The sequence below is a fragment of the Deltaproteobacteria bacterium genome (assembly GCA_016178705.1).
In the GTDB taxonomy this organism is placed as follows: Bacteria; Desulfobacterota; Binatia; order HRBIN30; family JACQVA1; genus JACOST01.
Window position 1 is genome coordinate 668,812 of record JACOST010000014.1, and the last position, 26,235, is coordinate 695,046.

General features: G+C 64.7%; 21 protein-coding genes. 4 read left to right on the plus strand and 17 right to left on the minus strand.

The genetic code is table 11. The annotated features are described in order from the left end of the window. Positions 1-38 precede the first annotated feature (38 nt). Genes HYR72_11115 through HYR72_11125 form a run of 3 tightly spaced genes read left to right on the plus strand, consistent with a single transcriptional unit; the run spans position 39 to position 4,439 of the window. Positions 39-2,291: a DUF3604 domain-containing protein gene (locus HYR72_11115; protein MBI1815520.1), complete on the plus strand. Its 2,253-nt coding sequence runs from the start codon at positions 39-41 to the stop codon at positions 2,289-2,291. A gap of 10 nt (positions 2,292-2,301) precedes the next feature. Beyond that, positions 2,302-3,204: a peptidyl-prolyl cis-trans isomerase gene (locus tag HYR72_11120; GenBank protein ID MBI1815521.1), complete on the plus strand. Its 903-nt coding sequence runs from the start codon at positions 2,302-2,304 to the stop codon at positions 3,202-3,204. Beyond that, positions 3,201-4,439 (plus strand): HupE/UreJ family protein, encoded by a 1,239-nt coding sequence (locus HYR72_11125; protein ID MBI1815522.1) that lies wholly within the window; start codon positions 3,201-3,203, stop codon positions 4,437-4,439. Before HYR72_11120 ends, HYR72_11125 begins: the two co-directional genes overlap by 4 nt. Here the strand turns inward: HYR72_11125 and HYR72_11130 are convergent. From HYR72_11130 to HYR72_11175, 10 genes are all read right to left on the minus strand, one after another. Continuing rightward, a complete protein-coding gene (locus HYR72_11130; protein MBI1815523.1) occupies positions 4,420-4,695 on the minus strand; it encodes a hypothetical protein in 276 nt (91 codons plus the stop codon). The two genes, HYR72_11125 and HYR72_11130, sit on opposite strands and share 20 nt — an antisense overlap. A gap of 267 nt (positions 4,696-4,962) precedes the next feature. Next, positions 4,963-7,017 (minus strand): hydantoinase/oxoprolinase family protein, encoded by a 2,055-nt coding sequence (locus tag HYR72_11135; GenBank protein MBI1815524.1) that lies wholly within the window; start codon positions 7,015-7,017, stop codon positions 4,963-4,965. Then, positions 7,014-7,388 carry an endonuclease domain-containing protein gene (locus HYR72_11140; GenBank protein MBI1815525.1) on the minus strand — a complete coding sequence of 125 codons (375 nt, stop codon included), beginning with the start codon at positions 7,386-7,388 and terminating at the stop codon, positions 7,014-7,016. Before HYR72_11140 ends, HYR72_11135 begins: the two co-directional genes overlap by 4 nt. Positions 7,389-7,440: 52 nt before the next feature. Further along, the gene (locus HYR72_11145) at positions 7,441-9,306 is read right to left on the minus strand and encodes a hydantoinase B/oxoprolinase family protein (GenBank protein ID MBI1815526.1); all 1,866 of its coding nucleotides are present in this window, start codon (positions 9,304-9,306) and stop codon (positions 7,441-7,443) included. Between the two features lie 127 nt (positions 9,307-9,433). Next, a complete protein-coding gene (locus tag HYR72_11150; GenBank protein MBI1815527.1) occupies positions 9,434-12,682 on the minus strand; it encodes an AAA family ATPase in 3,249 nt (1,082 codons plus the stop codon). Between the two features lie 162 nt (positions 12,683-12,844). Then, the gene (locus HYR72_11155; protein ID MBI1815528.1) at positions 12,845-13,258 is read right to left on the minus strand and encodes a Zn-ribbon domain-containing OB-fold protein; all 414 of its coding nucleotides are present in this window, start codon (positions 13,256-13,258) and stop codon (positions 12,845-12,847) included. Between the two features lie 40 nt (positions 13,259-13,298). Then, complete coding sequence (locus HYR72_11160) at positions 13,299-13,691, minus strand: GxxExxY protein (protein ID MBI1815529.1); 393 nt, start codon at positions 13,689-13,691, stop codon at positions 13,299-13,301. 40 nt (positions 13,692-13,731) lie between these two features. Next, the gene (locus HYR72_11165; protein MBI1815530.1) at positions 13,732-14,889 is read right to left on the minus strand and encodes a thiolase family protein; all 1,158 of its coding nucleotides are present in this window, start codon (positions 14,887-14,889) and stop codon (positions 13,732-13,734) included. Positions 14,890-15,005: 116 nt separating this feature from the next. After that, entirely contained in the window at positions 15,006-16,751 is a 1,746-nt protein-coding gene (locus tag HYR72_11170; protein ID MBI1815531.1) for an acyl--CoA ligase, read from the minus strand. A 60-nt stretch (positions 16,752-16,811) separates the two neighbouring features. Then, complete coding sequence (locus HYR72_11175) at positions 16,812-17,630, minus strand: enoyl-CoA hydratase/isomerase family protein (GenBank protein ID MBI1815532.1); 819 nt, start codon at positions 17,628-17,630, stop codon at positions 16,812-16,814. Positions 17,631-17,944: 314 nt separating this feature from the next. On the opposite strand from HYR72_11175, the gene HYR72_11180 reads away from it, so the two are divergent. After that, positions 17,945-19,813, plus strand: a complete 1,869-nt coding sequence (locus HYR72_11180) for a DUF1302 family protein (protein MBI1815533.1) — start codon at positions 17,945-17,947, stop codon at positions 19,811-19,813. On the opposite strand, the gene HYR72_11185 is transcribed toward HYR72_11180, so the two are convergent. The 7 genes from HYR72_11185 to HYR72_11215 form a co-directional block, all read right to left on the minus strand. Beyond that, positions 19,801-20,754, minus strand: a complete 954-nt coding sequence (locus tag HYR72_11185) for a GDP-mannose 4,6-dehydratase (GenBank protein MBI1815534.1) — start codon at positions 20,752-20,754, stop codon at positions 19,801-19,803. The two genes, HYR72_11180 and HYR72_11185, sit on opposite strands and share 13 nt — an antisense overlap. 11 nt (positions 20,755-20,765) lie before the next feature. After that, positions 20,766-21,734: a GDP-mannose 4,6-dehydratase gene (gmd, locus tag HYR72_11190; protein ID MBI1815535.1), complete on the minus strand. Its 969-nt coding sequence runs from the start codon at positions 21,732-21,734 to the stop codon at positions 20,766-20,768. Next, positions 21,731-22,111 carry a cupin domain-containing protein gene (locus HYR72_11195; protein ID MBI1815536.1) on the minus strand — a complete coding sequence of 127 codons (381 nt, stop codon included), beginning with the start codon at positions 22,109-22,111 and terminating at the stop codon, positions 21,731-21,733. Before HYR72_11195 ends, gmd begins: the two co-directional genes overlap by 4 nt. After that, positions 22,108-23,037: a decaprenyl-phosphate phosphoribosyltransferase gene (locus tag HYR72_11200; GenBank protein ID MBI1815537.1), complete on the minus strand. Its 930-nt coding sequence runs from the start codon at positions 23,035-23,037 to the stop codon at positions 22,108-22,110. The genes HYR72_11195 and HYR72_11200 overlap by 4 nt, the downstream gene beginning before the upstream one ends. After that, complete coding sequence (rfbB, locus tag HYR72_11205; protein ID MBI1815538.1) at positions 23,021-24,064, minus strand: dTDP-glucose 4,6-dehydratase; 1,044 nt, start codon at positions 24,062-24,064, stop codon at positions 23,021-23,023. The genes HYR72_11200 and rfbB overlap by 17 nt, the downstream gene beginning before the upstream one ends. 41 nt (positions 24,065-24,105) lie before the next feature. Beyond that, positions 24,106-24,681: an SIS domain-containing protein gene (locus HYR72_11210; protein ID MBI1815539.1), complete on the minus strand. Its 576-nt coding sequence runs from the start codon at positions 24,679-24,681 to the stop codon at positions 24,106-24,108. A 103-nt stretch (positions 24,682-24,784) separates the two neighbouring features. Then, the gene (locus tag HYR72_11215; protein MBI1815540.1) at positions 24,785-26,137 is read right to left on the minus strand and encodes a cytochrome P450; all 1,353 of its coding nucleotides are present in this window, start codon (positions 26,135-26,137) and stop codon (positions 24,785-24,787) included. Positions 26,138-26,235: the final 98 nt, after the last annotated feature.

Genomic DNA, 26,235 nt, shown 5'->3' on the forward strand with positions numbered 1-26,235 from the left:
TAGATTTGAGGCATGGTGGCGCGGCAAGGGGGGCCGCAATGATGATCCGCCGAATCTTGTTCGTCCTGGTCGCCGTCGTGGTGTTGGTGCCGCTGACGATCTTTCTCCTTTTGCGCGGCGGCCGGCATGAGGAACCGGGCGTCGTGTCACCGTCTCGGTTGCCGGCCGCCGTGGTCGCCGCACGCGGCGAGCGCGAGGCACAGGCGCTCACCCGCCTGGCGCCAGAAGCCGCGTCCGCCAAACCAGCCAAGCAAATCGTCTTCGGCGATTTGCACGTGCACACCACCTTCTCCGCGGATGCATTTCAACGCAGCCTGCCACTGCTGCAAGGCGAAGGCGCCCATCCACCCGCCGACGCGTGCGACTTTGCGCGTTTCTGTTCCGGCCTCGACTTCTGGAGCATCAACGATCACGCCGAAGCGATCTCGCCGCAGCACTGGCAGGAAACCAAGGAGTCGATCCGCCAGTGCAACGCCGCGGCCGGTGATCCCAAGAACCCCGACATCGTTGCCTTCCTTGGATGGGAGTGGACGCAAGTCGGTCGCACACCGGCCGACCACTACGGTCACAAGAACGTCATCTTGAAGGATACCGCTGAAGACAAGGTGCCGACGCGACCGATCAGCGCGGCCGGCCGCACGCTCGCACTGCTGCGGCAGACGCCACCGTTCTGGCAGCGCATCCGCATTCCGCTCATGGACTTCCCCAATCGTCAACGCTACCTGGACTTCGGCGAGTTTCAGCAGGAGGTGCGCGCGACGCCGATGTGTCCGGCGGGCGTCGACACCCGCAAGCTACCCGTGGACTGCCAAGAGTCCGCCGACGAACCGCGCGAATTGTACGAGAAACTGTCGCAGTGGGGCTTCGACACCATGGTCATTCCCCACGGTACGACCTGGGGCTTCTACACCCCGATGGGCACCACGCTCGACAAGCAGCTGACCGCCGCCCAAAACGATCCAGAGAAGCAGACGTTGATCGAGGTTTATTCGGGGCACGGCAATTCGGAAGAGTATCGCGACTGGAAAGCCATCGACTGGGACGCGAAAGGCAACGCGATCTGCCCCGCGGCGACCAAAGACTACGAGCCGTGCTGTTGGCGCGCCGGTGAGCTGATCCGTGCCCGCTGCGGCAATACGCCGAAGGAAGAGTGCGAGCGACGCGTCAGCGACGCGCGCACGAACTACCTCGCCGCCGGCGTCAGCGGCCATCTCACGGTCCCCGGCTCGACCGCCGCGGATTGGAAGGACTGCGGCCAGTGCCGCGACTGCTTCCTCCCCTCGTTCAACTTCCGCCCAGGCAACTCGGCGCAGTACGCGCTGGCGATCAGCAACTTCGACAGCCCCGGCCAGCCGAAGCAGTTTCACTTCGGCTTCATCGCTTCAAGCGACAACCACACCGCGCGGCCCGGCACCGGTTACAAAGAGTACGGCCGTCGCATGATGACCGAGACCACCGGCGCACGGAGCGCAGAGTGGCGCGACTATCTGTTGGGTCCCCCAGTGCCTTCGACCCCCGAGTCGATTCCCTTTGATCTCGATCACCCGCCCCCCGGTATTCAAGGCTTCCAGCTGGTCGACCTCGAGCGCCAGGCGTCCTTCTTCTTGACCGGCGGATTGGTCGCGGCGCATTCGGACGGGCGGGATCGCGATGCGATCTGGTCCGCGCTCAAACGCCGCGAGGTCTACGGCACCAGCGGGCCGCGCATTTTGCTGTGGTTCGATTTGCTCAACGGCCCAAACGGAACCCTGCCGATGGGCGGCGAGACGCGCCTCGATCAAGCACCGAAGTTCCGCGTGCGCGCGGTCGGCGCGTTCAAGCAGAAGCCCGGTTGCCCCGAGTACTCCGTCAGCGCGCTCACGCCCGAACGCTTGCAGCGTCTCTGCCGCGGCGAATGTTACAACCCGAGCGACGAGCGCCATCTGATCACGCGCATCGAAGTCGTGCGCGTGCGGCCGCAGCAGCAGAAGGGCGAGCCGGTCCGGCCGCTGATCCAGGATCCGTGGCGACGCTTCACCTGTCCCGCCGATGCCGCGGGTTGTACGGTTGAGTTCGACGATCCCGACTTCGTTGCCGGCGGACGCAAAGCGATCTACTACGTGCGCGCGGTGCAAGAAGCCACGCCCACGGTGAACGCCGCCGGGCTCCGCTGCAAGTACAACGCGGCCGGCGAGTGCGTTGAATCGAACCCGTGCTACGGCGACTACCGCACGCCGTTCACCGAGGACTGCCTCGCCCCCGCCGAAGAGCGCGCGTGGTCGTCGCCCATTTACGTGGATGTGGCATCCTGAAACGTAAAACGTGAAGCGGAAGTTTGAGCCAGAGGGCCAATCGATCCGTCCGGTGCTGTTGCTCACCGCCGGCGCCGTTGTCGGGGTTGTCCTGGCCGCCGCGGGGTTGGTGCGATCGGGCCGCCCGAGTACATCGGCGCTGCCGGCCAGCGCGGTCGCGCGAGTAAACGATGAATTGATTCGCAGCGAAGACTATCAGCGCGCCATCACCGGGCTGGCACAGGACAAGCGCGACGCGCTCGATGACGCGCAGCGCCGGCACGTGCTCGATCGCCTCATCGACGAGGAGTTACTGGTACAACGCGGGCTCGAACTCGGCCTGGCGCGACGCGACAGCAAACTGCGTAAAGATCTCACCGCGGCAGTCATCGATTCCGTGGTCGCCGAGTTCTCCGACGCACAACCGAGTGACGCCGAGCTGCAGGCGTTCTACGATCAGCATCGCGACGTGTTCACCGGCGCTGGCCGCATCCGCGCGCGCCAGATCTTCTGCCGAACGCCGACCAACGCCGACACGCCGATGGCGCTGGACCGCGCGCAGCAGGCGGTGCGGCGCCTCCGTGCCGGCGAGGATTTCGCCGCCGTACGCGCGGCGCTGGGTGATCCGGAACTCGCGCCACTGCCCGACTCGCCGCTGCCGCCGATGAAGCTGATCGACTATCTCGGCCCAACCGCGGCCCGCGCACTGTCAGCGTTGGAAGTCGGTGCGGTGAGTGATCCGATTCGGTCAAGCACCGGCTTTCACGTCTTGCAGGTGATCGAGCGTGTGCCCGACTCCGGCCCGCCGCTCGACGAGATCAAGCCGCAAGTGCTCGCCGAGTATCGCCGTCGTGCCGGCGAGCAAGCGCTGCGGGCGTACCTCGACGACCTGCGCCGCCGCGCCAACGTCGCGATTGCACCGACGCTGCCATGACCACGCCTCGCCGTTCGCTCATTGTTCCGCACGTCATCCGTTGCATGTTTCTCATTCTTGTCTTCTTCTCCGCCCCCGCCGCCGCGCACGATCGCACGACATCATACTCCGGCTGGGTGATTCGCGGCCGTGAGGCCGAAGTCGCACTGCGTCTGTCTCAACTCGACCTGTCGCACTACCCGTGGGGCGGCGACGGCACCAACCTCGAAGCTGCGGCTGGCACCTACGCCATCGCGCATCTCAAACTGTCGGCGGGCGACGCACCGTGCGCCGTCGTTGACGGTCCGCGTCCGCTCAGCGCCGCGCCTGGTCGGGTCGTGATCGAGTGGCGTGTGCGTTGCCCGGAGCAGGGCGGGCTGCGGGTTCGCAGTGATCTGTTGTTCGACGTCGCGTCAGGTCATCTGCACTTCGCACGGGTGACACGCGACGGCGCCGAACCGCTCGAGCGCGTGCTGTCCGAGGGCGAGCGCGAGTGGTCATTGGACGAGCCGGCGGTATCGACAGCAACGGCACCTGAACCCGGCGGCACAACGTTGCTTGAGTACGTCGAGCTGGGCATCGGGCACATTCTCACCGGCTACGATCACCTCGCGTTTCTCCTCGCCCTGCTCTTGATCGGCGGAACCTTCGGCGAAGTGGCGAAGGTCGTGACTGGCTTCACCGTCGCCCACAGCATCACCCTGGCATTGACGGCGCTCGGGTACGTGCGGCCGGAGACGGCGCCGGTCGAAGCGCTGATTGGTCTATCGATCGCATTGGTGGCCGTCGAGAACGTGTGGCTCACCGGCCCACGTACAGCCGCGGTGCCGTTGATGATCGCGGCGATGCTCACGCTGCTTGCAGTGGCGGCGGTGCGCGGGTACGGCCGCGTCCCGGCGCTCACGCTCGTCGGGTTGGCGTTGTTCGTCGCGTGCTACTTCGGTCTGCTGGCACGGGTGTCGAACGCGGCCTCGCTACGCTGGGCGATTGCCTTCATCTTCGGCCTCGTGCACGGCTTCGGCTTCGCGTCAGTGCTGGTGGAAGCAGGCCTGCCCACCGAGCGCTTGGTGCAAGCGCTGTTCGGGTTCAACGTCGGCGTCGAGGTCGGCCAACTCGCCGCGGTCGCGCTGGTGTGGCCGCTATTGCGACTAATTGCAAGACGCAGCGAATCGCGGCGGATGGCGGTCTCGCAGTACGGATCGGCCGCGGTACTCGCACTCGGGGTCTTCTGGTTCGTCAGCCGCGCGTTTGGATGACGGCCCGAGGCCGCGCGGGAAACAGCGCGCGAACCGCGGCATCGGCAGTGGCGAGATCCGGATCGTCAGCTGCGATGCGAACAGTGCCCACCACCGAACGGATGCTCGCCGCATGCACGTGGCCACCGCGTCTAGCGGTCGATACCAATCGATCGAGCACCTCGCTAATGCTTCGCACCCGCATGGTGCGCGTCTGCCCGCGCAGCCAAAGTAGGTTCTCCGCTCTCAGCGTGACCGAGACTGCCTGTTTCGACATAGGATATTTGTACGATGATCGCAGGACCTGTTGCAAGACCGCCGGGAGGTAGTGTCTCGGTTTGAACCGAACCTTGAGGCGCATCGGAAGTCGTCATTGCGAGGAGCGGAGCGACGAAGCAATCTCGCCGCAGTCAGCTCGGATGCTCAGCACATCGAGATTGCTTCGCCCTTGCAGGGCTCGCAATGACCGAGGATCCGGCGTCGGTGCAGATTTCAAGATGAGACACTACCCTGTCATGCAGGCGGACACGTGCGTCAGAGGCGACTACATCTCGATCCGATAGTTCCCCAGCCGGTCTAACGTCGCCACTTGCTTCGGATGCAGCACGATGGTGGTAAATGGCTCTTCGATGATGGCGGGGCCTTTGATGTGTTGGCCAGCCCGCAGTTGCGGGCCGTCGTAGACTGGCGTGACGACGAAGCGGCCACCGAAGAAGGCTTTGCGGCGACCTTTCACAGACGGACGCACGAACGAGCGTCCCAGAGTCGGGATCGCCGGTTTGTCGGTGACGCCAACCGCGGTCAGTCGCACGCTGCGTAGGATCGGCTCTTCGTCGCGCGAGGCGTAGGTATGCAGCTCTTCGTGGAGGGCGTGGAAGCGCTCAACCGTCCCGCTCACATCGCGAGCACTCAGACGGCCGTTGCGCGCTGCGATTGGCACGGCGATGTCGAAGGTCTGGCCCGGGTAACAGAGATTGGCGAAGCGGCGCAGCTCGATGCGTCCGCGTGCCCCGTGTCGCGCCGCCAGGACGGCGCGGGCGGCCGCTTCCATCTCGCTGAACAGGTGATTGATGCGGTCGAGTTCAGCCCGACCCACCGGCGTGATGTACGCGCGCAACTCATCGATGACGTGATCCGACAGCAGCAACCCCAACGCCGAGAATGCCGGCGAGGTCTTCGGCACCAACACGGTCTTGATGCCCAACTCCTCGGCTTGCGCCGTCGCGTGCACGGGACCGTTGCCGCCGTAGACCACCATCGTCAAACCTCGCGGATCGACGCCGCGCGTCGCCGAGATGCGCCGGATCGCGTTGGCCATGTTGGCGTTCACCAAGCGATAGATCCCGTGTGCCGCCTGGACGGCGTCGAGACCGAGCGGACGCCCGATCTGTTCCGCCATCGCATCGCGCACACCGTCGGTCTTCAGCCGCATCGTGCCACCACAGAAGTCGGCGGCGTTGAGATAGCCGAGCAACAGATTCGCATCCGTCACCGTCGGCGCGGTGCCGCCGCGGTCGTAACACATCGGTCCCGGTTCGGCGCCGGCGCTCTTCGGCCCGACTTGGAGCGACCCCGCGACCACCGACGCGATCGAGCCACCGCCGGCGCCGATCGATTGCACGTCAACCATCGGCAAGCCGACGAGGTAGCGGTGATGCCAGTTCCATCCGGCTTTGATCTCCGGCTGCCCGCCACGAATGAGACAGACATCGTAACTTGTACCGCCCATGTCGGCACAAACGAAGTCGTTGGTCTTGGCGGCGCGCGCAACCGCACACGCGGCAATCACACCGCCGGTCGGCCCCGAACTCAACACGGTCACCGGGCGACTAGTGATGTAGTCGGGCGTCATGATGCCGCCGTTCGATTGCATCACCAACAGGTCATGACGATACCCCTCATCGCGCAGGCGCTCGACCAGGCGTCCGAGATAGCGCTCGATCTTCGGCGCGACGTAGGCGTTCACCAAGGTCGTGCTGGTGCGCTCGAACTCCGGCGCCGAGGGCATCACCTCGTGCGACAGCGAGATGCTGACGCCGGGGCATTCTTCGCGGGCGATCTCGCGCACGCGGCGCTCGTGCGCCGGATTGATGAACGAGAACATGAACACGACGGCGAGCGACTCCGTCCCGAGCTGCTTCAACCGGCGCAGCGCCGTGCGCACGGCGGTTTCATCGAGCGGAACGAGGACCTTGCCTTCGTAGTCAAGTCGCTCGGGCACGCCGATGCGTCGACGGCGCTGCGCGATCGGCGGCGGTGGCGGCAGTGCCGGGTCCCAGATGTCTTCCTTGAAACCGCGGCGCAGCTCGATCTCGTCGCGATGCCCCTGCGTGGTGATCAACCCGGTCACCGCACCGCTCATTTCGATCAGCGTATTGTCGGCGGTGGTCGTGCCATGGACGATCACCGCCGTGTCGTGGAGCAGTTCTCCCAGACTCAGATGTTCGCCACGCGCCAACTCGCTGATGCCCGCGATCACTCCCTGAGACTGATCGCGCGGCGTCGTCGGGCTCTTGCTCAACCGCAACGCGCCGTCGCGCCCAACGAGCACAAAGTCGGTGAAGGTACCGCCAACGTCGATGCCGATTCTGTAGCTCATAACTTCGCGGGACCTTCTCCGGCCCCCTCGCCCCCTGGGAGAGGGCTGGGGTGAGGGCTCCTCAAGGCATCGCAAATTCGCGCCAGCACAGACTCCATATTGTTCAGCACCTCGTTGTCCCAAAAGCGCAGCACTCGGTAACTCTGTGCTTCCAGATAAGCCGTCCGCGCGTCGTCGCGCGCAACATTCATCGCGTGCTGACTGCCGTCAAGCTCGATGACGAGCCGGCGCTCGTCGCAGCAGAAGTCGGCGAAGTATGGGCCGACGGGATGCTGCCGCCGGAACTTCGCGCCGTTGACTTGGCCTGCGCGGATCTTCTGCCACAGTTTCTGCTCGGCGTCGGTTTGGTCGCTGCGGAGCTTCCGAGCCATGTTACGCTGGCAGATCGTGATTGACGGATGCGCGGTCTTTGTCACGGAGCCCTCACCCTAACCCTCTCCCAGAGGGAGAGGGGACCGGAGAGGCGGTTCGCAGTTGCGTGCGCAGTTGCGCGGTCGCCTCCGAATCAATCGCGAGCGTCAACGCCTCAAGCGACCCGGTCAGCGCCACGCCATAGTCACGGCGCGCGGCTTCAATCGACACGTACTCGTCGAGGACATCATCGAGCACTTTCTGCGGATCGCGATCGAGCGGATCGCCCCAACCGCCGCCGCCGCCGTAGCGGTACTCGTAACGCTCGCCAGGTTGATGATCCACGTAGAACGCGGTGGTCTCGACCACATGCTCGTGCGGGCTGCCGCAACGCAGCTTGAGTTGATTCGGCGCGCCGGGTTTACCGCCGGCGATGCCAGGCATCGGATACTTCATGCCGACAACGTAGGTGTAGATTTGCGACGGCGCGCACAGCTCTTTGATGTACAGCGTGCCCGGACAGCCGCGCCACTTGCCGGGTCCGCCCGTATCGATCGCGTAGTCGCGCGACAGATGCCGCACCGGGAAAATGCTCTCGTTGATCTCGCCGGTGGCGCGGATGAGATTTCCGAAACTCACGTTCATCGCGCCCCAGCCGTCTTGACCGTGGACCGCGCCGCAATACGCCCCGAAGGTATCGACCGAATGATCGATAAAGAGCTGCTTGGTCTTCGGGTTCGTGCCGAAGATCACCGTCGGCATGCCCATCTTGTAAATTTGAGGGCAACAACGTTCGGGAATCACCTGCTCGAGCGCCATCGCCACCGCCTCGCCGACTTCGGTGCCGGGATGATGCGTGCCGGCGGCGACCGACTTATCGGGCGGCGGATTCAAGCAGCAGCCTTTCGGCACAATCAGCTTGATCGAGTTGAAGAAGCCTTCGTTCTTCGGGATGGCCGGGTCCATCATGGTGGCGATCTGCGCCACCACATAGCCGCGGGTGTTGCCGAAGGTCGAGTAGGCCTGCAAGTTCTCGCGCGTGTCGGAGCCGGTGAAATCCACGGTGAGGTCACTGCCCTTCACGGTGACTTTGCAATGGATGTGGATGTCCTTGTTCCCTTTCGGATCGTGGTCGACGTACACGTCGGACTCGTATACGCCATCGCGCCACTTGGCGACTTCCTGTTTGAAACGTCGCGCGGCGAAGTCGATCAGGTACTGCGCCGACCCGCGCACCGCCGCAACGCCGTGGCGAGCGATGACTTCCTTCAAACGCCGCGCGCCCAATTGCGCCGTGCCGATTTGCGCGCGCAGATCGCCGATGAAAGTCGGCGTACGATTGTTGACCTTCATGAAGTAGGTGATGTCTTTGCGCTCGACGCCGCGCTCGTAGATCTTCACCGCCGGAAAGCGTACGCCTTCAGCCCAGATGTCGCGCGCGTCGACGTTGTAGCCGCCGGGCATCGCCCCGCCGGTGTCGGCGTGATGGCATTGGATCGAGGCGATCAGCACCATCTCGCCATTGAAGAACACCGGCGCGAAGATGTTGTAGTCGGGCAGGTGGCCGCCGCCGTGATACGGGTCGTTCGCCACCAACACATCGCCGTCGAAGAGACCATCGCGCCCGAAGAAGTCGAGCGCGAAGCGCACCGGCAAGGTCGAACTCAGCATGAACTGCGGAATGCCGACGCTGAGCGCCGCGAGCGCGCCGTTGGCGTCGAGAATCGTCGCGTTGCGCTCGTTGGACTGATTGAGGATCGGCGTCGTCGCGGTGAGGCTGACATGCGTCGCCATCTCGTAGGCGATGGTCTCCATCGCGCCGCGAATGATCTCGGCGGTGATGGGCTCGACGCCACCGCGGACCGCGCGCAATTTCGGCCGCGGTCGTGCGGGCGGATGGAGTCGAACAGCTCGCTTCAATTGGCGTCGTGCGCGCATGAGATCCTCCCGGAGTTTCGTTACCACGGATTACGCGGATTACACGGATTCTCGGAAAAGAAGAGACGAATCGGCTTGGGCTTTTGGCATCCGAATCCGCGTAATCCGCGTAATCCGCGGTAGAGCTTCATAGCCGTTCCGTCAGCCGATCGAAGCGCACGAGCTCGCGCGCCATGCCGAGCTGCTCGGCCTCGGCGCGGCCGGCGGCGATGAGCTCGGCGGCGCGTTCGCGATCGCCGGGGGCGTTGCGGTCGAGGAGCATCGCGGCCCAGGCGCGGCGCGTGCGCACGATCGACGGGCGCGCGCCGAAGCGCTCGTTCATCTCGAGCGCTTCGGTGAAGTGGCGCTCGGCGTCGTCCCAGCGGCCGAGGCAGGCGGCGAGCATCCCGCAGAACTGGCCGAAGGACCCCTGACTGGCCACGTCGACGGCGAACGCCTCAGCCTGCTCGGCGATGGGACGCATCCGCTCGTAGAGCGCCGCCGCGGCGGATCGGTCCTGGAGATCGCTGACTACCTCGCTCAGCGCCACCACGATACCCGTCCATGACCAGTTGGGCGGATAGTCGAATCCGCTGACACGGAGGGCGTCGACCTGAGCACGCGCCTCCGCCAGCTGATCGGTGTCGCAGTAGGCGCGCGCCAGGGCCGCTCGCCACCCCGGGATGTGCGGCTGGGCCTCGGCATTGGCGCGCAGGATGTCGAGGAGCTCACCGAGGCGGCCGTAGTAATGACGCAGACCGTAGACCTGACCGCCGAACGCCTCGGCCGCGTCGGGCTGGCCCGCGGCCATACCCAGCTCCAAGGCCGCGAATGCCTCTGCCTCGGCGTCGCGCGCGCCGCGCATTATTGCGAGCATCGCCCGTCCCAACTGGGCGTGCCACTTATAATAGGGTTGCCGCAGCTCGCCCGCCAGCCGCTCGAGCTCGAGGAAGGCTTGCTCGGCACCGCCGATGTCGCCCGACTCGAGCAGAGCGCCGGCGCGATGGTAGGCAGCAAGCCACGAGAGCTCGCTGCTCCCGACCCGCGAGGCGAGCGCCGCCAGCTCGGCCGTGAGGTCCAGTCGCTCGGCGAGCGTGAACGGGTCATTGATGGCGAAGAGCCGCAAATGCAGCGCCTGACCTAGGCCAAGCGGGTCGCCCAGCCGACGCGCGATCGCCACCGCCTCGCGCGAGAGCGCGTGCCGCCGCTCGCGTTCGGGGGTCCAGACGAGCTCCACGGCGAGCTGGCCCAGCACACGCGCGCGCAACAGGCTGTCCACTTCGCCGAGCGCGGCGCTCGCCTCCTCGTAAAGGGCCAGCAATCCTTCGTCGACGATGGTGGAGTTGGTCACGAACCCGCCGGGGCGGGCGTGCCCGAGGACCGCGAGGGCGAGGCGCTCGCCGTCGCCGAGCGCACGCGCCACGTCGACAGCCGTGGCGACCGTCTCGCGATAGCTCGCGTTCCCGGCGCGCCGCTGCACGTCGCCGAGGGCGAGCAGTAGGTCGCAGCGCAGCTCTTCACCGGCTCGGTCGTGCGGCACGAGCACCGACAGCGCGCGCTCGTAGTGCGCCGCGGCCTCCTCGAACGCAAGATTCGCCAGCGCCCGATCGCCCGCTTGCCGCGTATAGCCGATCGCCTTGGCCATGTCCGCGACCTGCGTCGCGCTCAGCCAGTGATGCGCCAGCTCGTCGATGCGCGACCCCGGCGCCGATCCCGTCAGCGCTTCGAGAGCCTCGCCCACCTTGCGGTGCAACCGCGCGCGCCGCGACGCGCTCAGCTCCTCGTAGAGCGTGGTACGAATCAGCGCATGGCTGAAACTGAAATGGTCCGCGCTTCCGGGCACCTCGGCCACCAGCGCCGTGCGGGTCGCTTCATCCAGCGCGTCGAGAATCGCATCTTCGGATTGCTCGGCAACGAGTGTCAGCAAGGCAAGATCGAAGTGCCGGCCGATCACCGCCGCCAGGCTCAGCACTTTGTTGGTCGCCTCGGAGAGCCGACTCAGGCGCCGCCCGATCACTTCCTTCACGCCCTCGGGAATGCCGAGCCCGGCGACGCTTCCTTTGTATGTCCAGCGCTCGCCCTCCTGGAAGATCGCGCCGGACTCGCTCATGTTGCGCAGGATCTCGCCGATGAAGAACGGGCTGCCCTCGGTCTCCTGGTGGATGGCGTGCGCCAGCAGCAGCCCGGGCTGTTCCAGCTCGTGCCCGGCCGCGGCGGTCATCAGCGCCACCACCGCCGGCTCGTCGAGGCCTTGCAGCGCGACGCGCTCCACGCCTGCCTCGCGGCGCAGATCGGCGAGCACGGCAGTCAGCGGATGCGCCCGCGTCAGATCGCTGTCGCGGTAGGTGACTACAATCAGCAAGCGCAGTGGCATGGGCGAGCGCAACACGTGCTTGAGCAGCACCAGCTCCGGCGTCCCGGCCCACTGCAGGTCGTCGAGCACGAGCACGATCGGCGCCTCTTGCGATGCGGCGGAGAGCAGGCCGGTGACGGCCTCGAAGAGCAGGTAGCGCTCGGTCTCCGCTTCGGCGACTTGCGGCGGCGGCAGATCCGGGACGCGTTTGGCGAGCTCTGGGATGAGCCGCGTCAGCTCGCCCTTGTGCTCGCGCACGTAGGTGGACAGCACCGCTTCCGGTGCATGTGCGACGTAGTGCCGCAGCGCCTCGACGAAAGGTTGATACGGCGGGTTGAAGTCCTCGTCGCAGGTGCCGAGCAGCACCGTGGCGCCGTCGGCGTGGCAGGCGCGCGCCGCTTCGCTAGCGAGACGCGTCTTGCCGATGCCGGGCTCGCCGGCGAGGAGGACGATCTGGCGCTGGCCGCTCTTCGCGACCTGGTAGGCGCCTGCAATCACGGCGAGCTCTGCCTCGCGGCCGACCATGGCGACTGTCTGCGCCATCGCCAGACGCGGCGGCAGCGGCAGGCCCACCTGCTCGAGCGGCTCCCACTTCACTTCATACGCAGCGACCGGGTCAGGGAGGCCCTTGAGCGTCAGCTCGCCGATCGAGGTGAACGTGTGACCGTGTCCGCGCGCCATCAAGCGGACGACTTCGGAGACGAGAATCTGGCCCGCACTCGCCGCCGCGCACAAGCGCGACGCCTCCACGACCGGCGCGCCGAAGAGATCGTTGTTGTCGCGAGTGGCTTCACCGGAAGAGAGGCCGATGCGGATCTGCACCGCGCCGTTAGTAGCCTGTTGCATGGCGACGGCGCCGGCGACCGCGTAGGCGGCGCTCGCGAACGACAGCATCAAGCCGTCGCCGGTGGTCTTGATCTCGCTGCCGTTGTGCGCGACCACGGCGGTGCGCAGCGCGGTGAAGTGTTCGTGGCGCACGGCTTCGTAGGCGTCGTGGCCGAGCTGATTCGCCAGCTCGGTGGAGCCGACGAGGTCGGTGAACACGACGGTGACAGTTTCGGTGCGAGCCATCTTGGGCGAACTCTTACACGGATTACGCAGATTGAACAGATTGCACGGATTTCAGAAATCAGCGACGCTACGGTTCCCCAAAGCCTGTCCGAATCCGTTCAATCCGCGTAATCCGTGCGATCCGTGGTAGAACTCCTATCCTTTCCGCGGCCGGAACTTCGGTAATGTCACTTCATCGTTGACGCGATCGAACACGACTTCCACCGGCAGGCCGATGTGGATCTCATCGTTCGGGCAATCGATCAGATTGGTGTGCAGCCGCGGGCCCTCTTCCAGTTCGACGATGGTGACGTTGTAGGGCGTGTCGGCGCTGAACGCAGGGTGCTGCGACTGGTGCACGACGATCCAACTGAAGACCGTGCCGCGGCCACTGAGCTTCAGCCATTCGTGCTTCTCGGAGAGGCAGCGCGCGCAAACGAGCGATGGAGGAAAACGCACGTGGCCGCAGTCACCGCAGCGCTGCATGCGCAGCTCGCTCTTCTGTGCGGCCTCCCAGTAGGGGGCGGTGTCTTCGTTGGGACGTGGAAGCGGCTTTTCGATTGCGAACATCTCGGACTCCTTTGCCGCGGATTTCGCGGATTACGCGGATTCAAGCACTCCTTCGTCCATCGCTTAGGACCAATCGCTTGTGCTCCAGACTCACCTTGGCGAAATTGATCAACAGGCCGACCGGGAGACCGGACGCCTTCAGGTAGGAGAGGATCTGGGCTCGATGCTGGTCGTTCAGGTCCTTGACGGCTTTGAGTTCGACCACGACTTGCCCGTGCACGACGAGGTCGAGCACGTGGTCGCCGATCGAGACCTCGCGGTAGGCAACGGCAATCCGCTTCTGCGACTCGAACCGGATCTGACGCGTGCGAAGCTCAACTTCCATAGCCGCCTGGTAGATCGATTCGAGGAAGCCAGGCCCGAGTTCTCGATGCACCTCCATCGCCGCACCGATGATCGCGAATGTGAGATCCTGGTGGATAAGTTCAGTCATCCGTTTCCTTATCCGCGTAATCCGCGCAATCCGCGGTAAACTATCTCCCCAGCACCAGCGCCGAGTAGCTCACCGTCGGTGGGGCTTCGTGGGGGGCACCGCCGTAGCCGGTGACGAGGCACAGCTCGGCGCCCTTCACCTGCCGCGCGCCGCATTCGCCGCGGATTTGGCGCACGCCTTCGCGGATGTGGCCGAAGCCGGAGAGATGGCCTTCGGAGATCAGGCCGCCGGCGGTGTTGGACGGCAGCGAACCGGTGAGCGAGAGATTGCCGGCGTCGATGAAGGCGCCGACTTCGCCGGGTTTGCAGAAGCCGTAGGCAACGAGATCGTGGATCACTCGCGGCGTGAAGGCGTCGTAGAACTGCGCGACGTCGATGTCCCGTGGCGTCACGCCGGCCATAGCGAACGCCAACTCTCCGGCCTTGGTGCCGCCCCAGTGCTCGCGGTCGTAGCCGTGCGGATGAATCATCTCCGACGAGTGCGATTGGCCGGCGCCGAGGATGCGCGCCGGACGTTTGGCGAGATCGCGCGCGCGTTCGATCGAAGTTACGATGCACGCGCCACCTCCGTCGGTGTTGGGACAACAGTCGAACAGGCGCAGCGGCTCGGCGACCCAGCGCGAATTCATGTAGGCGTCGAGCGTCATCGGCTTCTTCATCTGCGCGTCGGGATTCAGCAACGCGTGCTCGCGCCAGGTGACGGCGATCTTGCCGTAGTGCTCGTCCTCAAAACCATGCTCGTGTTGCTGGCGTCGTTTGATGTGCGCCATGAGAGTGATCGCGCCGACGTCGCCGTAGGGCACTTGAAACTCCGAGCCGAACAACTGCATGGCAACGCCTTGCGGCCAGTTCTGCGTCGCAAAGCAACAGAGCACGGTATGACAGTAGCCCGCCTCGATCGCGGCGATCGCGGCCTGCACCGAACCGCACGCGGTCGCGCCGCCCATGTCCATGGTGGCGGAGAACGTCGGCTCGATCCCGAGATAGGCGGCAACGCGCGCCGCCCAGCCGTGTTGCTCGCCCATGATCGCCGGCATCATCACCAACACGCCGTCGATCTCGTCGCGCGGCAGGCCGGCGTCTTCGATCGCACGCTTGCTCGCTTCGAGGGTGAAACCCATCGTGCTCACACCCTGCAGTTTGCCGAAGCGCGAGGTGCCGACGCCGACGATGGCGCATTTGCCGCTGAGATTAGCCATGAGATTCCTCGTCTTAACGCGGCCCCCTCCCTAGCCCTCCCCCGTGGCCGGAAGTGGCCACAGGGGAGGGAACTCCGGTCCCCTCCTCCGTGAACATCTCCGTGAACGGAGGAGGGTTAGGGTGGAGGCCAGTTCCCTTCCAACATCGCCAGCACTTGCTCGCGCACCTCGCGCCGTTTGGCCTTCATCGCAAAATTCTGCGCGATGGCGTCGACGAACACGACGCGGCGCGGGGCTTTGTACGGCGCCATGTGTTCCTTGCCCCACGCGATCAATGCTTCTTCGGTAACATCGCTCCCCGGCGCGAGCACCACCGCGGCCACCGGCATCTCACCCTTCACGCCGTGCGGCACGCCAACCACGGCGACCTGCGCGACGGCGGGATGCTCGCCGAGCTTGCGCTCGACTTCAGCGGGAAAGACGGAGTAGCCGCCGACCTTGATCATGTCCTTCTCGCGCGCCTGCATGTAGAGCATGCGGCGGCGACCTTGGCGCACGAGGTCACCAGTACGGAACCAGCCGTCGGTGAGAACCTTCACGGTCTCCTCGGGATTGTTCCAGTAGCCCTGCATGACGCCGGGGGTCTTCACCACGAGTTCGCCGACTTCACCTCTCGGGACTTCGCGGCCGTCGGCGCCAACAATCTTGTACTGCACGCCGCGCATGATCTTACCCGCGGCGCCGTCGCCAACCGGCGGCCCCATCGCTGTCGCGAGCGCCCCCGCCGTTTCGGCGAGTCCGTAGCCGCGCGCGAAGCGCGGCAGCTTCGCGCGTCCGAGCCATTTCAATTTCCCGGGTTTGGCCGCGAGCCGGCGGAAGGTGTGGATCAATTCATCGGGGAACGCATCGCCGCCGCCGCCCCAGATTTCGATCGAGCTGAGGTCGTAGTCGCGCGCACCGGCGTCGAGCAGCATGCGATACATCGCCGGGATGCCGGAGAACATCGTGACCCGGTATTCCTGAATCGCCTGCAACACCCGTTGCGGATCGAAGCGGCCCATGAGCAACATCGGCGTGCCCATGGTGAGCTGCAGCAACAACGCCTGATGACCCGAAGTGTGCGCCAGCGGCATGACCAACAGACTCAACGTGTCGCGCCGTCCCGGCAAGAAGGCGATGAGTTTGCCGTAAGTCCGCACCGCGAACATCAGCGCGCGATCGCTCAGCATGGCGCCCTTGGGAAATCCGGTGGTGCCGGCGGTGTAGAAGATGATCGCGAGATCGCCGGGCGCCAGCGGCGACGACGGGAAGGTGTCAGACTCGTCACCGACCAGATCGGTCATGCGAGTCATACCCGCCGGCACGGTCTGGCTGGTAACGAGGATCCAGTGTTCGACAGTTGGGAGCGCGGACCGTTCGCGGATGACGTTTTCGAAGACGCTGCGGTCGGTAATGAAGGTGCGAATGCCGCAGTCCTCGACGAGATGGCGAATCTCATCGAGCCGCAGCATGATGTTGAGCGGCACCGGCACGGCGCCGAGCTTCTGCGCGGCGAACTCGGCGAACGCGGCCTCGATGCGATTGCCGGTCATGAGTGCAATGCGCTCACCTCGGCAGACGCCGAGGTGGTCTAGTCCGTGGGCAATGCGCGCCACGAAGCGCGCGAAGTCGCGGAACGTCACGCAGTCGCCGTGAAAGAACGGGTAGTCGAGCGGCTGATCGAGAAACAGCGCCGGCCGATCGCCGTACAGCTCAGCGAGCCGATCCGGCAACGTGGCCATGCTCAGCCGATCGGCCTCGCGCACAAGGATGCGCCACTTGTCGCGGAAGCGCGGGATCGGCCAGTGTTTTGCGAGAAGACGCGGATGGCTGATGGCGGATGGCGTATCGCCGGTCGGTATTTGAGTCTTCTCTCGGGCCATCAGCTATCAGCGATCGGCCATCGGCGTTTTGAGCCGGCCATCAGCCATCAGCGATTCCGATCAGCGTCCCTTCCAAACCGGTTCGCGCTTTTCTTGGAACGCGTGAATGCCTTCCATCGCGTCTTCGGTCGAAAACACTTCGCCAGCGTAGGCCATCTCCTGTTCGAGCGCTTCCTTGAGCGGCAGCGCGAGGCCTTTGAGGGCCGACTCCTTCACCTTGCGTACGGCGTACGGCCCGTTCTTGCAGATCAGTTCGGCGTAGCGGATGGCAGTCGGCATGAGGTCCTTGAGCGGCACGACCTCGTTGACGATCCCGTAGTGATACGCCTTCTGTGCGCTGATGGGCTCGGCGGTCAGCAAAATCTCCATCGCCCATGGGAACGGAATCTGGCGCGGCAGTTTGGTCGTCGAGCCGCCGCCGGGAAACAGACCGCGGCGCGGCTCACCGATGCCGAAGCTGGCATTCTCCGATGCGATGCGGATGTCGATACCTTGCAACATCTCCATGCCGCCGGCGATGCAGAAGCCATTGACCGCGGCGATGATGGGTTTGTAGATGTCGACATCGCGCAGCACCGCCACCAGCGACGCGTTTACCGGGAACTCCTGCCCGAGCGTTTGCGTCCCGCCGGTTGCGGTGATCTCGCTGATGTTCTGCGTCACCATCGGGATGAATTCCTTCAGATCACCGCCGGCGCAGAAGGCTTTGTCGCCGGCGCCGGTGATGATGGCGACCCACAGCTCGGGGTCGTCGCGGAAATCGAGCCACGCTTTGGCGAGCAAGCCGAAGGCTTCGAAGTTGAGCGCGTTGCGACGCTCGGGGCGGTTGATCGTGATGAACGCAAGGCGTCCCTTCTTCTCGTAGATGATCGGCGGCATACGGCTCCTTCGGGTCGGCCGCGCGTGCGGCGCGGTCAAGCAACCACTTTAATCAAATGATTGAAAGCAGAAACGCGTCCGGGAAGTCAAGGCGATTGGCGCAAGTGCTGTGGCAAGCAACGAAGCGAGCCGGACGAGCGAGCGGTCGCAGCTTGGATCGGACGCTTGGAGTGCGTTCGGGCATCCGCGGCTGACGCCACCGGCGCGCAAAATGCCTTGACACGTTAACAGTTGTAAGTCTAAAAGCGCGCAACGCGTCGGTGTGGAGCCGGCAACAGGGCCGGGGGAGCTCGGTTGGCGAAAGGGGGAATCGCATGCGGCGAATCATCACAGTGTGTGGCGGATGGCGGTGGCTGTTGGCGGCGCTGGTCGCACTCACTTTCGCCCAGCCGGCAGCGGCGCTGTACCTCGACGAAGATCAGAACGTCAGCCTGCGCACGCGCATCTACAGCCAGGCGAGTATCAGCACCAACCGATCGCAAGACGACACCACGCCCACATTTAAACAGGGCCAGTTGGTGCAGAACCGCTTCTTCTTCAATCCCGAACTCGAAGCCAAGCTCACGTCCTACACAGCCTGGATGAAGGGTGCGGGCATGAGTGGCGTGGCACCCGACGACCTCTCGTTCCGGCTCGCCGCCTGGGGCTTCTACGACGGCATCTATGACTATGGCGCGTCGCAGTATTCGAGCACGGCTTCGGCGATCAACCGAGGCTACCCGACTATCAGCCCTGACGTAGCCTCACGCCGCGCCTTCCAACTGGCCGGACCCAGCTTCGTCTTTCCGGGCGTCTGCTCGATCTCGCACAACGGCTGCTCCGCAAGTAACCAGTGCCCAATCCAGGGCGAGTCGTGCATTAAGTCTGCTGGCACTCCCAGCCTTGCCGATCTCCTTCCCGGCGTTAACGTTCAAAATCCTCACGACATCTACGCCACCCAGCGCCGAGTCAATGAACTGTATATGAGCTACAGCAAGGGGCCGGTGTTCTTCCGCATCGGACGCCAGGCGATCTCGTGGGGCGAGTCCGACACCATCGCCTTGCTCGACCAAAACAATCCGTTCGACATCACGCTCGGCGCCCCCGGCGTCTTCGAGGACGTTGACGAAGCGCGCATTCCGCTGTGGACCATTCGCGCCAGCCTCAACTTGTTCGACACCCTCGGCCCGCTGTCGAGCGGATTCATCGAATCGTATTGGGTACCCGGCGATCTCGACGTCAACACCGGCACGCTTCCGATCTTGACGGCCAGCCCCTACTCGGCACCGGGGAAGGACCCGCAGTCCTTGGTGGGCGTTCTGCCCTATCAGTTCGTGTTGCTCGACCGCACCCCGCACTACAATTTCTCGAACAGCCGCTGGGGCGTGCGCCTGCAGAGCGTGGTCGACCGCACCCACACGCTCAGCCTGTGGTACTACACGGCGTTTCCGACTCAGCCCGCGCCCCAAGCGCTTAGCTCAACCGTCATCAATCAACGTGATGCGGACGGACAACAGCTCAGGGCGTTCGTGACCCAAACGGTGCACACCTTGACCGGTGTGGTAGGCGCCGCCGACACGTTTTTTCTGGAGCCGCTCGACAGCATTGTTCGCCTCGAGGGCGAATTCTTCATGCACGAGCCGGGCTTCAATCCGACGTACAACTTGAACATTCAAGCCGGGGGTTCGCCAGTCGCGATTCTCAGCGCTCCACCGGGGAAAATTCTCTATGCCGACCACCTACGCTGGGAAGTCGGCGTCGATCGCTTCTTCTTCCTCCGACTGCTCAACCCAAGCAACAGCTTCGTCTTTGTGAGTGCGATCGTCGGCGACTGGAACCTGAGCGAAGGTGGCCACGTTAACTATAACGGCGCCCCCATCAAGCGGGATTACTACCAAACCGGCCAAACCAAGCAGAACGGGTCTGGCCAGGATCCCAGTTCCTTCGTGCAGGAGAAGCCTGTGGAAGCTTTCGGACAGGTCCACCTGCAAACCGACTATTTGCACGGCCGCCTCACCCCGGCCATCACGTTCATCCAAAACGTGCGCGGCACCTGGGCCGTGTTGCCGAACATCACGTACCGGTGGACCGATTGGCTGTTGTTCAGCATGAACTACGTCACCATCGGTGGTGAGTTCCAGCAACTCGGATTCTTCCGCGACCGCGATCAGCTGCAGTTCCGGGCGACGTATCAGCTCAACTGAGCATCGGGACGCGCGCGCCAGTCCGTCAACACGTTCGCCAGCGTCTGCCGCCACGGGATGGTCACGCACCATCCCGTGGCGACCTGTACCTTCGCGCCACAACCAACCAATTGCGGCACGTCGATCGGCCGGAGCTTGGCCGCATCGACGACCATCTCGACCGAGACGCCGCTCATTGCGATGAGATCCTCGAGCACGGAGCGAATCGAGCGACCCACGCCCGAGCACAAGTTGTAGGCCTCGCCACGTTCGCCGTGCTCGCAAGCCGCAATGTACCCGTCGGCGATGTCGCGGACGTCGCTGAAGTCGCGGATCGCCTCGAGATTGCCCACGCTCAGGCGCGGTGGCTGCAGGCCGCGCTCGATCGCCACTAACTGGCGCGCGAAGTCGGCGCAGACGAAGGCCGATCGCTGCCCCGGTCCGGTGTGATTGAACGGCCGGACCCGCACGATGTCCAAGCCCGGCGGCTGGCTCCACTGATACGCGACCAAATCCGCCGCCGCTTTGCTGACGCCGTACGGACTCAGCGGCCGCCACGGGCACGTTTCGGTGATCGGCAGATCGCTGGGTTCGACGCGACCATACGCGTCGCCCGAGCCGACGACGAGCACTCGGCAACTGGGAGCCGCGTCGCGCACGGCAGCGAGCACGTAAATGGCGCCGAGCACGTTAGCACGCATCGCCGCGGTCGGATCACGCAACGATTGCGGCACGAACGTCAGGCCGGCGAGATGAAACAGCGCCGTGGGTTGCGCCGCGGTGACGGCGTTCGCAACGCTCTCCGCATCCTCGATGTCGGCGGCGATGATCTTGATCTGCGGATCGGTGGGTCGACTCCCACCCGGCCGCACGGTGCCCGATACTTCGTGGCCGCGCGCCAGCAACCGTGCCGCGAGATGTTGCCCCGCAAAGCCACCGATGCCAGTGATCAGCGCGCGCATCGGGAACGGCGCTACCCTCGACCGGTGCGCAACGCCGCCAGGTCAGCATCGACCATCATCTCGATGAGCTGATGGAAACTCACCGTCGGCGACCAGCCGAGCTGGGCGTGCGCCTTGCCCGCGTTGCCGACCAGCGCGTCGACTTCGGCCGGGCGCTTCAGCGCCGGATCGATGCGGACGTAGTCGCGCCAGTTCACCCCCATGCGGCCGAACGCCAGCTCGACGACTTCCTGCACCGTGTGTTGCTCGCCGGTCGCGATCACATAGTCGTCGGGCTGCGGCTGTTGCAGCATCAGCCACATCGCGCGCACGTAGTCCTTGGCATACCCCCAATCGCGCCGGGCCGCGAGGTTGCCCAGCCGCAACTCGGACGCCAAACCAAGCTTGATGCGCGCCGCCGCTTCGGTGACCTTGTGGGTGACGAACTCCCGCCCGCGCCGCGGTGATTCGTGGTTGAACAAAATCCCGCTGCACGCATAGAGGCCGTAGCTTTCGCGATAGTTGACCGTGATGTAATGGCCGTATACCTTGGCCACCCCGTAGGGGCTGCGCGGATGGAACGGCGTGGTTTCGACCTGCGGCACCTCGCGCACTTGGCCGAACATCTCACTCGACGACGCCTGATAGAATCGGGTGGTGCTATCCACCAGGCGAATCGCTTCGAGCCAGCGAGTCACGCCGATGGCGTTGAACTCCGCCGTCAGCACCGGCTGGTCCCACGAGGTCGGCACGAACGATTGCGCCGCCAGGTTGTAGACCTCCTGCGGGCGCAGCCGCCGCAGTAGCGTGATCAGCGACAATTGATCGAGGAGATCAGCTTGCACCAACTCGAGGCGGTCGCGCAGATGCTCGATGCGCGCGAAGTTCTCCGTGCTGGCGCGCCGCACCATGCCAAAGACCTGATAGCCTTCGTCGAGGAGCAACTCGGCGAGGTACGACCCGTCTTGCCCGGTGACGCCGGTGATCAGCGCACGCTTCACGGCGTGGAGGTTCCCGCGCGACCGTAGTGGTCTTCGATGCGGACCACGTCGTCGAGCTCCGCTGTGGACGCTTCGAGCACATCGCAGGTCTCGATGGCGATCATTCGATGGCGCAGTCCGGTGTGGATGCGAAAGCTCTCGCCCGGCGTCAACACGATCACGCGGCGCGGCTCGTCGCCTTCGGCCACTTCGAGTTGCAGGCGGCCGCTCAGCACGTGAATCGTCTCGTCCTTCTGCCGGTGGTACTGGTAGCTGAGTGCGCTGCCCTTCTCGATGTGCAGGGTCTTGCCCACGTAGCGTTCGGTGTGCGCCCAGATCAACTCATAACCCCACGGCTTGTCGACGCGGCGTGCCGGATGTGCTGTGGCGTGCTTCATAGCCCAAGATAGATCAGCATCGTCGCGGTGACGATCCAGAGTACGAGATCGATTAGCAACGGCCGATCGTTCAGCAGCAACTGCGCCGGATTCCCGCCCTCTTCGCGCTGATGCACGAGATAGAGGTAGCGAAAAATTCCGAACAGCACGAAGGGAATCGTCACGTACAGCTTGTCGGTGCCGAGTTTGTGAATCACTTCCGGCGACGCGGTGTAGATGGCATACGCAACCACCGTCGACGCGGTGACCACGGAGATCATTTGATCCAGAAAGTACGGGCTGTATTCCTTGAGACTCGCGCGGTGCTCGGTGGCACGCGCTTCAAGCAGCACCAGCTCGTGCCGGCGCTTCGAGAAACCGAGGAACGTCATCAGCAAGAAGGTGCAGATGATCAGCCAGGGCGATACCGGCACGTTGATCACCACACCGCCGGCGATGGCGCGGATCACGAAGCCCGCGGCGATCGTCATCACGTCGAGGATCACGACTTCTTTGAGCTGAAACGTGTACGCCACCTGCAGCGCGAAATAGAAACCCACCAACGCTGCGAAGCCGCTGCCCAAGAGCGCCGCGCTGCCCAGACCGCCGGCGACCAGCACCGTGGACAAACCGATGGCAGCCGAGCGGCTGACACGTCCAGCCGGCAGCGGTCGACGCGATTTGAGCGGATGCTGCCGGTCGCGGTCGCAATCACGGATGTCATTCATCACGTACGCGCCGCTCGCAATCAGACAAAACACCGCGAAGCCGGCGGTCACGAGCAGCGTGTCGTGCATCACAAATAGGTGCTTGGAGAAAATCAGCGCGGCATACACCACCGTGTTCTTGTGCCACTGCCACGGGCGCATCAGTTGCACGTAGTCCCACAGCACCGCGGCCCGTCCAGTTTCCACGGCCGCAACCTCTGCGTTACGCGCGCTTTCCATGGCTCCCGGCACTGTGGCGCAAGCGCTCGCCGTACATGCGTTCGTAGTAGTCGGTATAGGCGCCGCTCTTGATGTGTTCCCACCACGCACGGTTGTCGCGATACCAGGCTACGGTTGCGCGCAGCGCGGCCGCAAATTCGTGGCGTGGAATCCAACCCAGCGCACGTTCGATCTTCGCTGGGTCCATCGCATAACGGCGATCGTGGCCGAGTCGATCGGTTACGTGCCGCACCAGCGACGCCGGCTTCCCCAACTCCGCCAGAATCATCTCGGTGAGCGCGCGATTGGTCTGCTCGCTGCGCGCGCCGATGTTGTAGACCTCACCCGGCTCGCCGCGACGCAGCACGAGATCGACCGCGGCGCAGTGATCCGCGACGTGAATCCAATCGCGCACGTTCATGCCGTCGCCGTAGAGCGGCACTGGCTGGTCATTGAGCAGGTTGGTGACGAACAGCGGAATGACCTTCTCCGGAAACTGATAGGGGCCGAAATTGTTCGAACAACGCGTCACCATCACCGGCAAGCCGTAGGTGGTGCGGAACGACAGGGCGAGCAAGTCCGCCGCGGCTTTGCTCGCGGCGTACGGGCTGCTCGGCTGAAGCGGAGACTCTTCGGTGAACGCGCCGGTCGGCCCCAAGCTACCGTAAACCTCGTCGGTGGAAACCTGCACGAACCGCTTCACGCCAGCGCGCCGGGCGCAGTCGAGCAGCGCCAGCGTGCCGGCGACATTGGTGTGCAAAAACGCGTCGGGGTCATCGATGCTGCGATCGACATGCGACTCGGCGGCGAAGTTGACGACCGCATCGACGCCCTCGTCGAGCAGCGTGGTCACCAACGCCCGGTCGGCAATGTCGCCGCGAACGAAGCGATAGCGCGGATGCGTTTCGAGTCCGGCGAGATTTTCGAGATTGCCGGCGTACGTCAGCACGTCGAGGTTGGCCATCTCGTCCTCGGGGTGCTCGGCGAGCACCATCCGCACGTAGTTGGCGCCGATGAAGCCCGCGCCGCCGGTAACCAGAATCTTCATGCGATGACTAGTCTAGCCGTGCCGGCCGCGGCAGTCGAACCCTATCTGCCGTCGGGCCGGTTGAGGTAGGTGTCGCGCAGGTGCGCGTAGACGAGATGAAACGCCACCAGGTGAAAGTCTTCGATGTGCTGCACGTTGTCGCTCGGAACGCGGACGCAATGATCGACCAAGTCCTTCAACTCGCCGCCGCTCTGGCCGGTGAAACCGATCGTACACGCGCCGGCGGCGCGCCCAAGCCGCATCGCTTCGAGCACATTGGGCGAACGACCGCTCGCACTGACGCCGATGACGACGTCGCCGGCGCGCACGAAGTTGCGCAACTGCTCGGCAAACACGCGCCGGTATTCGGTGTCGTTCGCCCACGCCGTCATCAGCGGCACATTGTCGGTCAGAGCCATCACCCGCAAGCGACGCGGCGAGCCGGTCACATCGCCCTTGCCGAGGTCGTTGGCGAAGTGCGAAGCGGTCGCCGCGCTGCCGCCGTTGCCGAGCACGAAGATCGTGTGGTCGGTGTCGCCGGCGTCGACGATCCGTTGAATCACCGTTTCGATCACGTCGAGCGGCATCTGCTGCGCCAGCGCAGCCGTGCGATCGAGATAGGCGCGTAAGTCCGTCATGCCAGGCGGCCGAACTTGTACCTGCCGCGTCGGCACACGGTCAAGTCCGAAGCTGTAAGCTCGACAAACGCAAAAGGGGCGATCGACTGGCCCGCCGCACCGCTCACGCTGGATGCAAGGTCATCAGCACGCCATTGCGCGGTCGCATCGTCACGCGCAGCTCAGGCTGGGGCGTGTGTCCGGGGACGCGCGTCAGGCGATAGCGTTGGACGATCATCGCCAGGATCAGCTGCGCTTCCATCAGGGCGAACTCGTTGCCGATACACAGTCGAGGTCCGCCGCTGAAGGGAAAGTAAGCGAAGCGATGGCGGCTGGCCGAGCGCTCGGGCGTAAAGCGGTCGGGGTCGAACTGATCGGGGTTGTCCCACCAATCGCGATGGCGGTGGGTGACGTAGGGGCTGAGAAAGATGACCGAGTTGGCGGGAATTTCGAAGCCGCCGACTTCATCAGTGTTGATGGCCTGCCGTCCGATGCCGGACACGGGCGGATACAGGCGCAGCGTCTCATCGACTACCTGGCGCGTGAAACGCAACTGCGGCAGATCCGCAATCGTCGGCACGCGGTTGCCGAGCGCCGCGGCGACTTCGGCGCGCAGGCGCGATTCCACGTCCGGATGGTCCGCGAGCAGATGCCACGTCCAGGCGAGCGTGACCGCGGTGGTTTCGTGACCCGCCAGCACGAAGGTCATCACCTCATCGCGCAGTTGGCGATCGCTCATACGTTCCCCGGTATCGGCGTCGCTGGCCTGCAACAGCATCGACAAGAAGTCGGGCGCATCGGCGCCGCTGCGGCGGCGCTGGGCGATGATGTCGAACACCACGCGATCCAGTTCGCGGCGTGCGCGTCGAAAGCGCAGGTTGCGTGGCGTCGGAATCGCCAGTGGCAGCGCGAACGGGTGCGTGACCAGATGCGTCAGATGTTCCAGTGCCACGAGCATCGCGCGACCGACCTCGTTGCTATCGCCCGCGAGATCGATACTGAACAGCGTGCGGCCAACGATCCCAAGCGTCAGGTCGGACATCGCGGCCATCAGATCGAATGGCCCCGAGCGCGCACTCTGCCAACGATCGAGTGCGCGAGTGGTCGCATCGGTCATGGTAGTGGCGAAGCTTTCTATTCGCTGCCGATGAAATGCGGGTTGCGCCAAACGTCGCTGCCGACGCCAGAAGTCGCCTTCGCTGGTGAACAGGCCCTCTCCCAGCAGCGGCTTCGCCTTCGCGATCAGCTTGCCCTTGACGTAGTTACGATTGTTGTCCTGCAGTACGTGCTTCACGTGGTCGGGGTGAAAGAGAATGTGGCCCCGAAAAGGCCCCGGAATGCGCACCACGTCGCCGAACTCGGCAGCCAAGGCGGCGGGGTACCCGAACGGATCACGGCGCGCCTCGATGAAGAAGCCCAATGGCGTGCGAAAGCGCGGCGCGGGTGCGCGCCTCGGTCTGGCGATCGGCTCGATCACCGTTGCTCCTTGCGTTGCCACAGACATGCGCGAGAGCAAGGCGAAGGCCAGCCCCTACTGGTCGACTACGGACGGACACTCACCCGGCGAAGGACGAG

Excerpts from the sequence above, each read along its gene's own strand:
- HYR72_11200 (MBI1815537.1), bottom strand. The coding sequence starts at position 23,037 with ATGGAAAGCGCGCGTAACGCAGAGGTTGCGGCCGTGGAAACTGGACGG.
- HYR72_11115 (MBI1815520.1), top strand. The coding sequence starts at position 39 with ATGATGATCCGCCGAATCTTGTTCGTCCTGGTCGCCGTCGTGGTGTTG.
- HYR72_11185 (MBI1815534.1), bottom strand. The coding sequence starts at position 20,754 with ATGCGCGCGCTGATCACTGGCATCGGTGGCTTTGCGGGGCAACATCTC.
- HYR72_11130 (MBI1815523.1), bottom strand. The coding sequence starts at position 4,695 with ATGTCGAAACAGGCAGTCTCGGTCACGCTGAGAGCGGAGAACCTACTT.
- HYR72_11175 (MBI1815532.1), bottom strand. The coding sequence starts at position 17,630 with ATGCCGCCGATCATCTACGAGAAGAAGGGACGCCTTGCGTTCATCACG.
- HYR72_11155 (MBI1815528.1), bottom strand. The coding sequence starts at position 13,258 with ATGTTCGCAATCGAAAAGCCGCTTCCACGTCCCAACGAAGACACCGCC.
- rfbB (MBI1815538.1), bottom strand. The coding sequence starts at position 24,064 with ATGAAGATTCTGGTTACCGGCGGCGCGGGCTTCATCGGCGCCAACTAC.
- HYR72_11170 (MBI1815531.1), bottom strand. The coding sequence starts at position 16,751 with ATGGCCCGAGAGAAGACTCAAATACCGACCGGCGATACGCCATCCGCC.
- HYR72_11140 (MBI1815525.1), bottom strand. The coding sequence starts at position 7,388 with ATGGCTCGGAAGCTCCGCAGCGACCAAACCGACGCCGAGCAGAAACTG.
- HYR72_11135 (MBI1815524.1), bottom strand. The coding sequence starts at position 7,017 with ATGAGCTACAGAATCGGCATCGACGTTGGCGGTACCTTCACCGACTTT.
- HYR72_11125 (MBI1815522.1), top strand. The coding sequence starts at position 3,201 with ATGACCACGCCTCGCCGTTCGCTCATTGTTCCGCACGTCATCCGTTGC.
- HYR72_11180 (MBI1815533.1), top strand. The coding sequence starts at position 17,945 with ATGCGGCGAATCATCACAGTGTGTGGCGGATGGCGGTGGCTGTTGGCG.
- HYR72_11160 (MBI1815529.1), bottom strand. The coding sequence starts at position 13,691 with ATGACTGAACTTATCCACCAGGATCTCACATTCGCGATCATCGGTGCG.
- HYR72_11195 (MBI1815536.1), bottom strand. The coding sequence starts at position 22,111 with ATGAAGCACGCCACAGCACATCCGGCACGCCGCGTCGACAAGCCGTGG.
- HYR72_11145 (MBI1815526.1), bottom strand. The coding sequence starts at position 9,306 with ATGCGCGCACGACGCCAATTGAAGCGAGCTGTTCGACTCCATCCGCCC.
- HYR72_11210 (MBI1815539.1), bottom strand. The coding sequence starts at position 24,681 with ATGACGGACTTACGCGCCTATCTCGATCGCACGGCTGCGCTGGCGCAG.
- HYR72_11165 (MBI1815530.1), bottom strand. The coding sequence starts at position 14,889 with ATGGCTAATCTCAGCGGCAAATGCGCCATCGTCGGCGTCGGCACCTCG.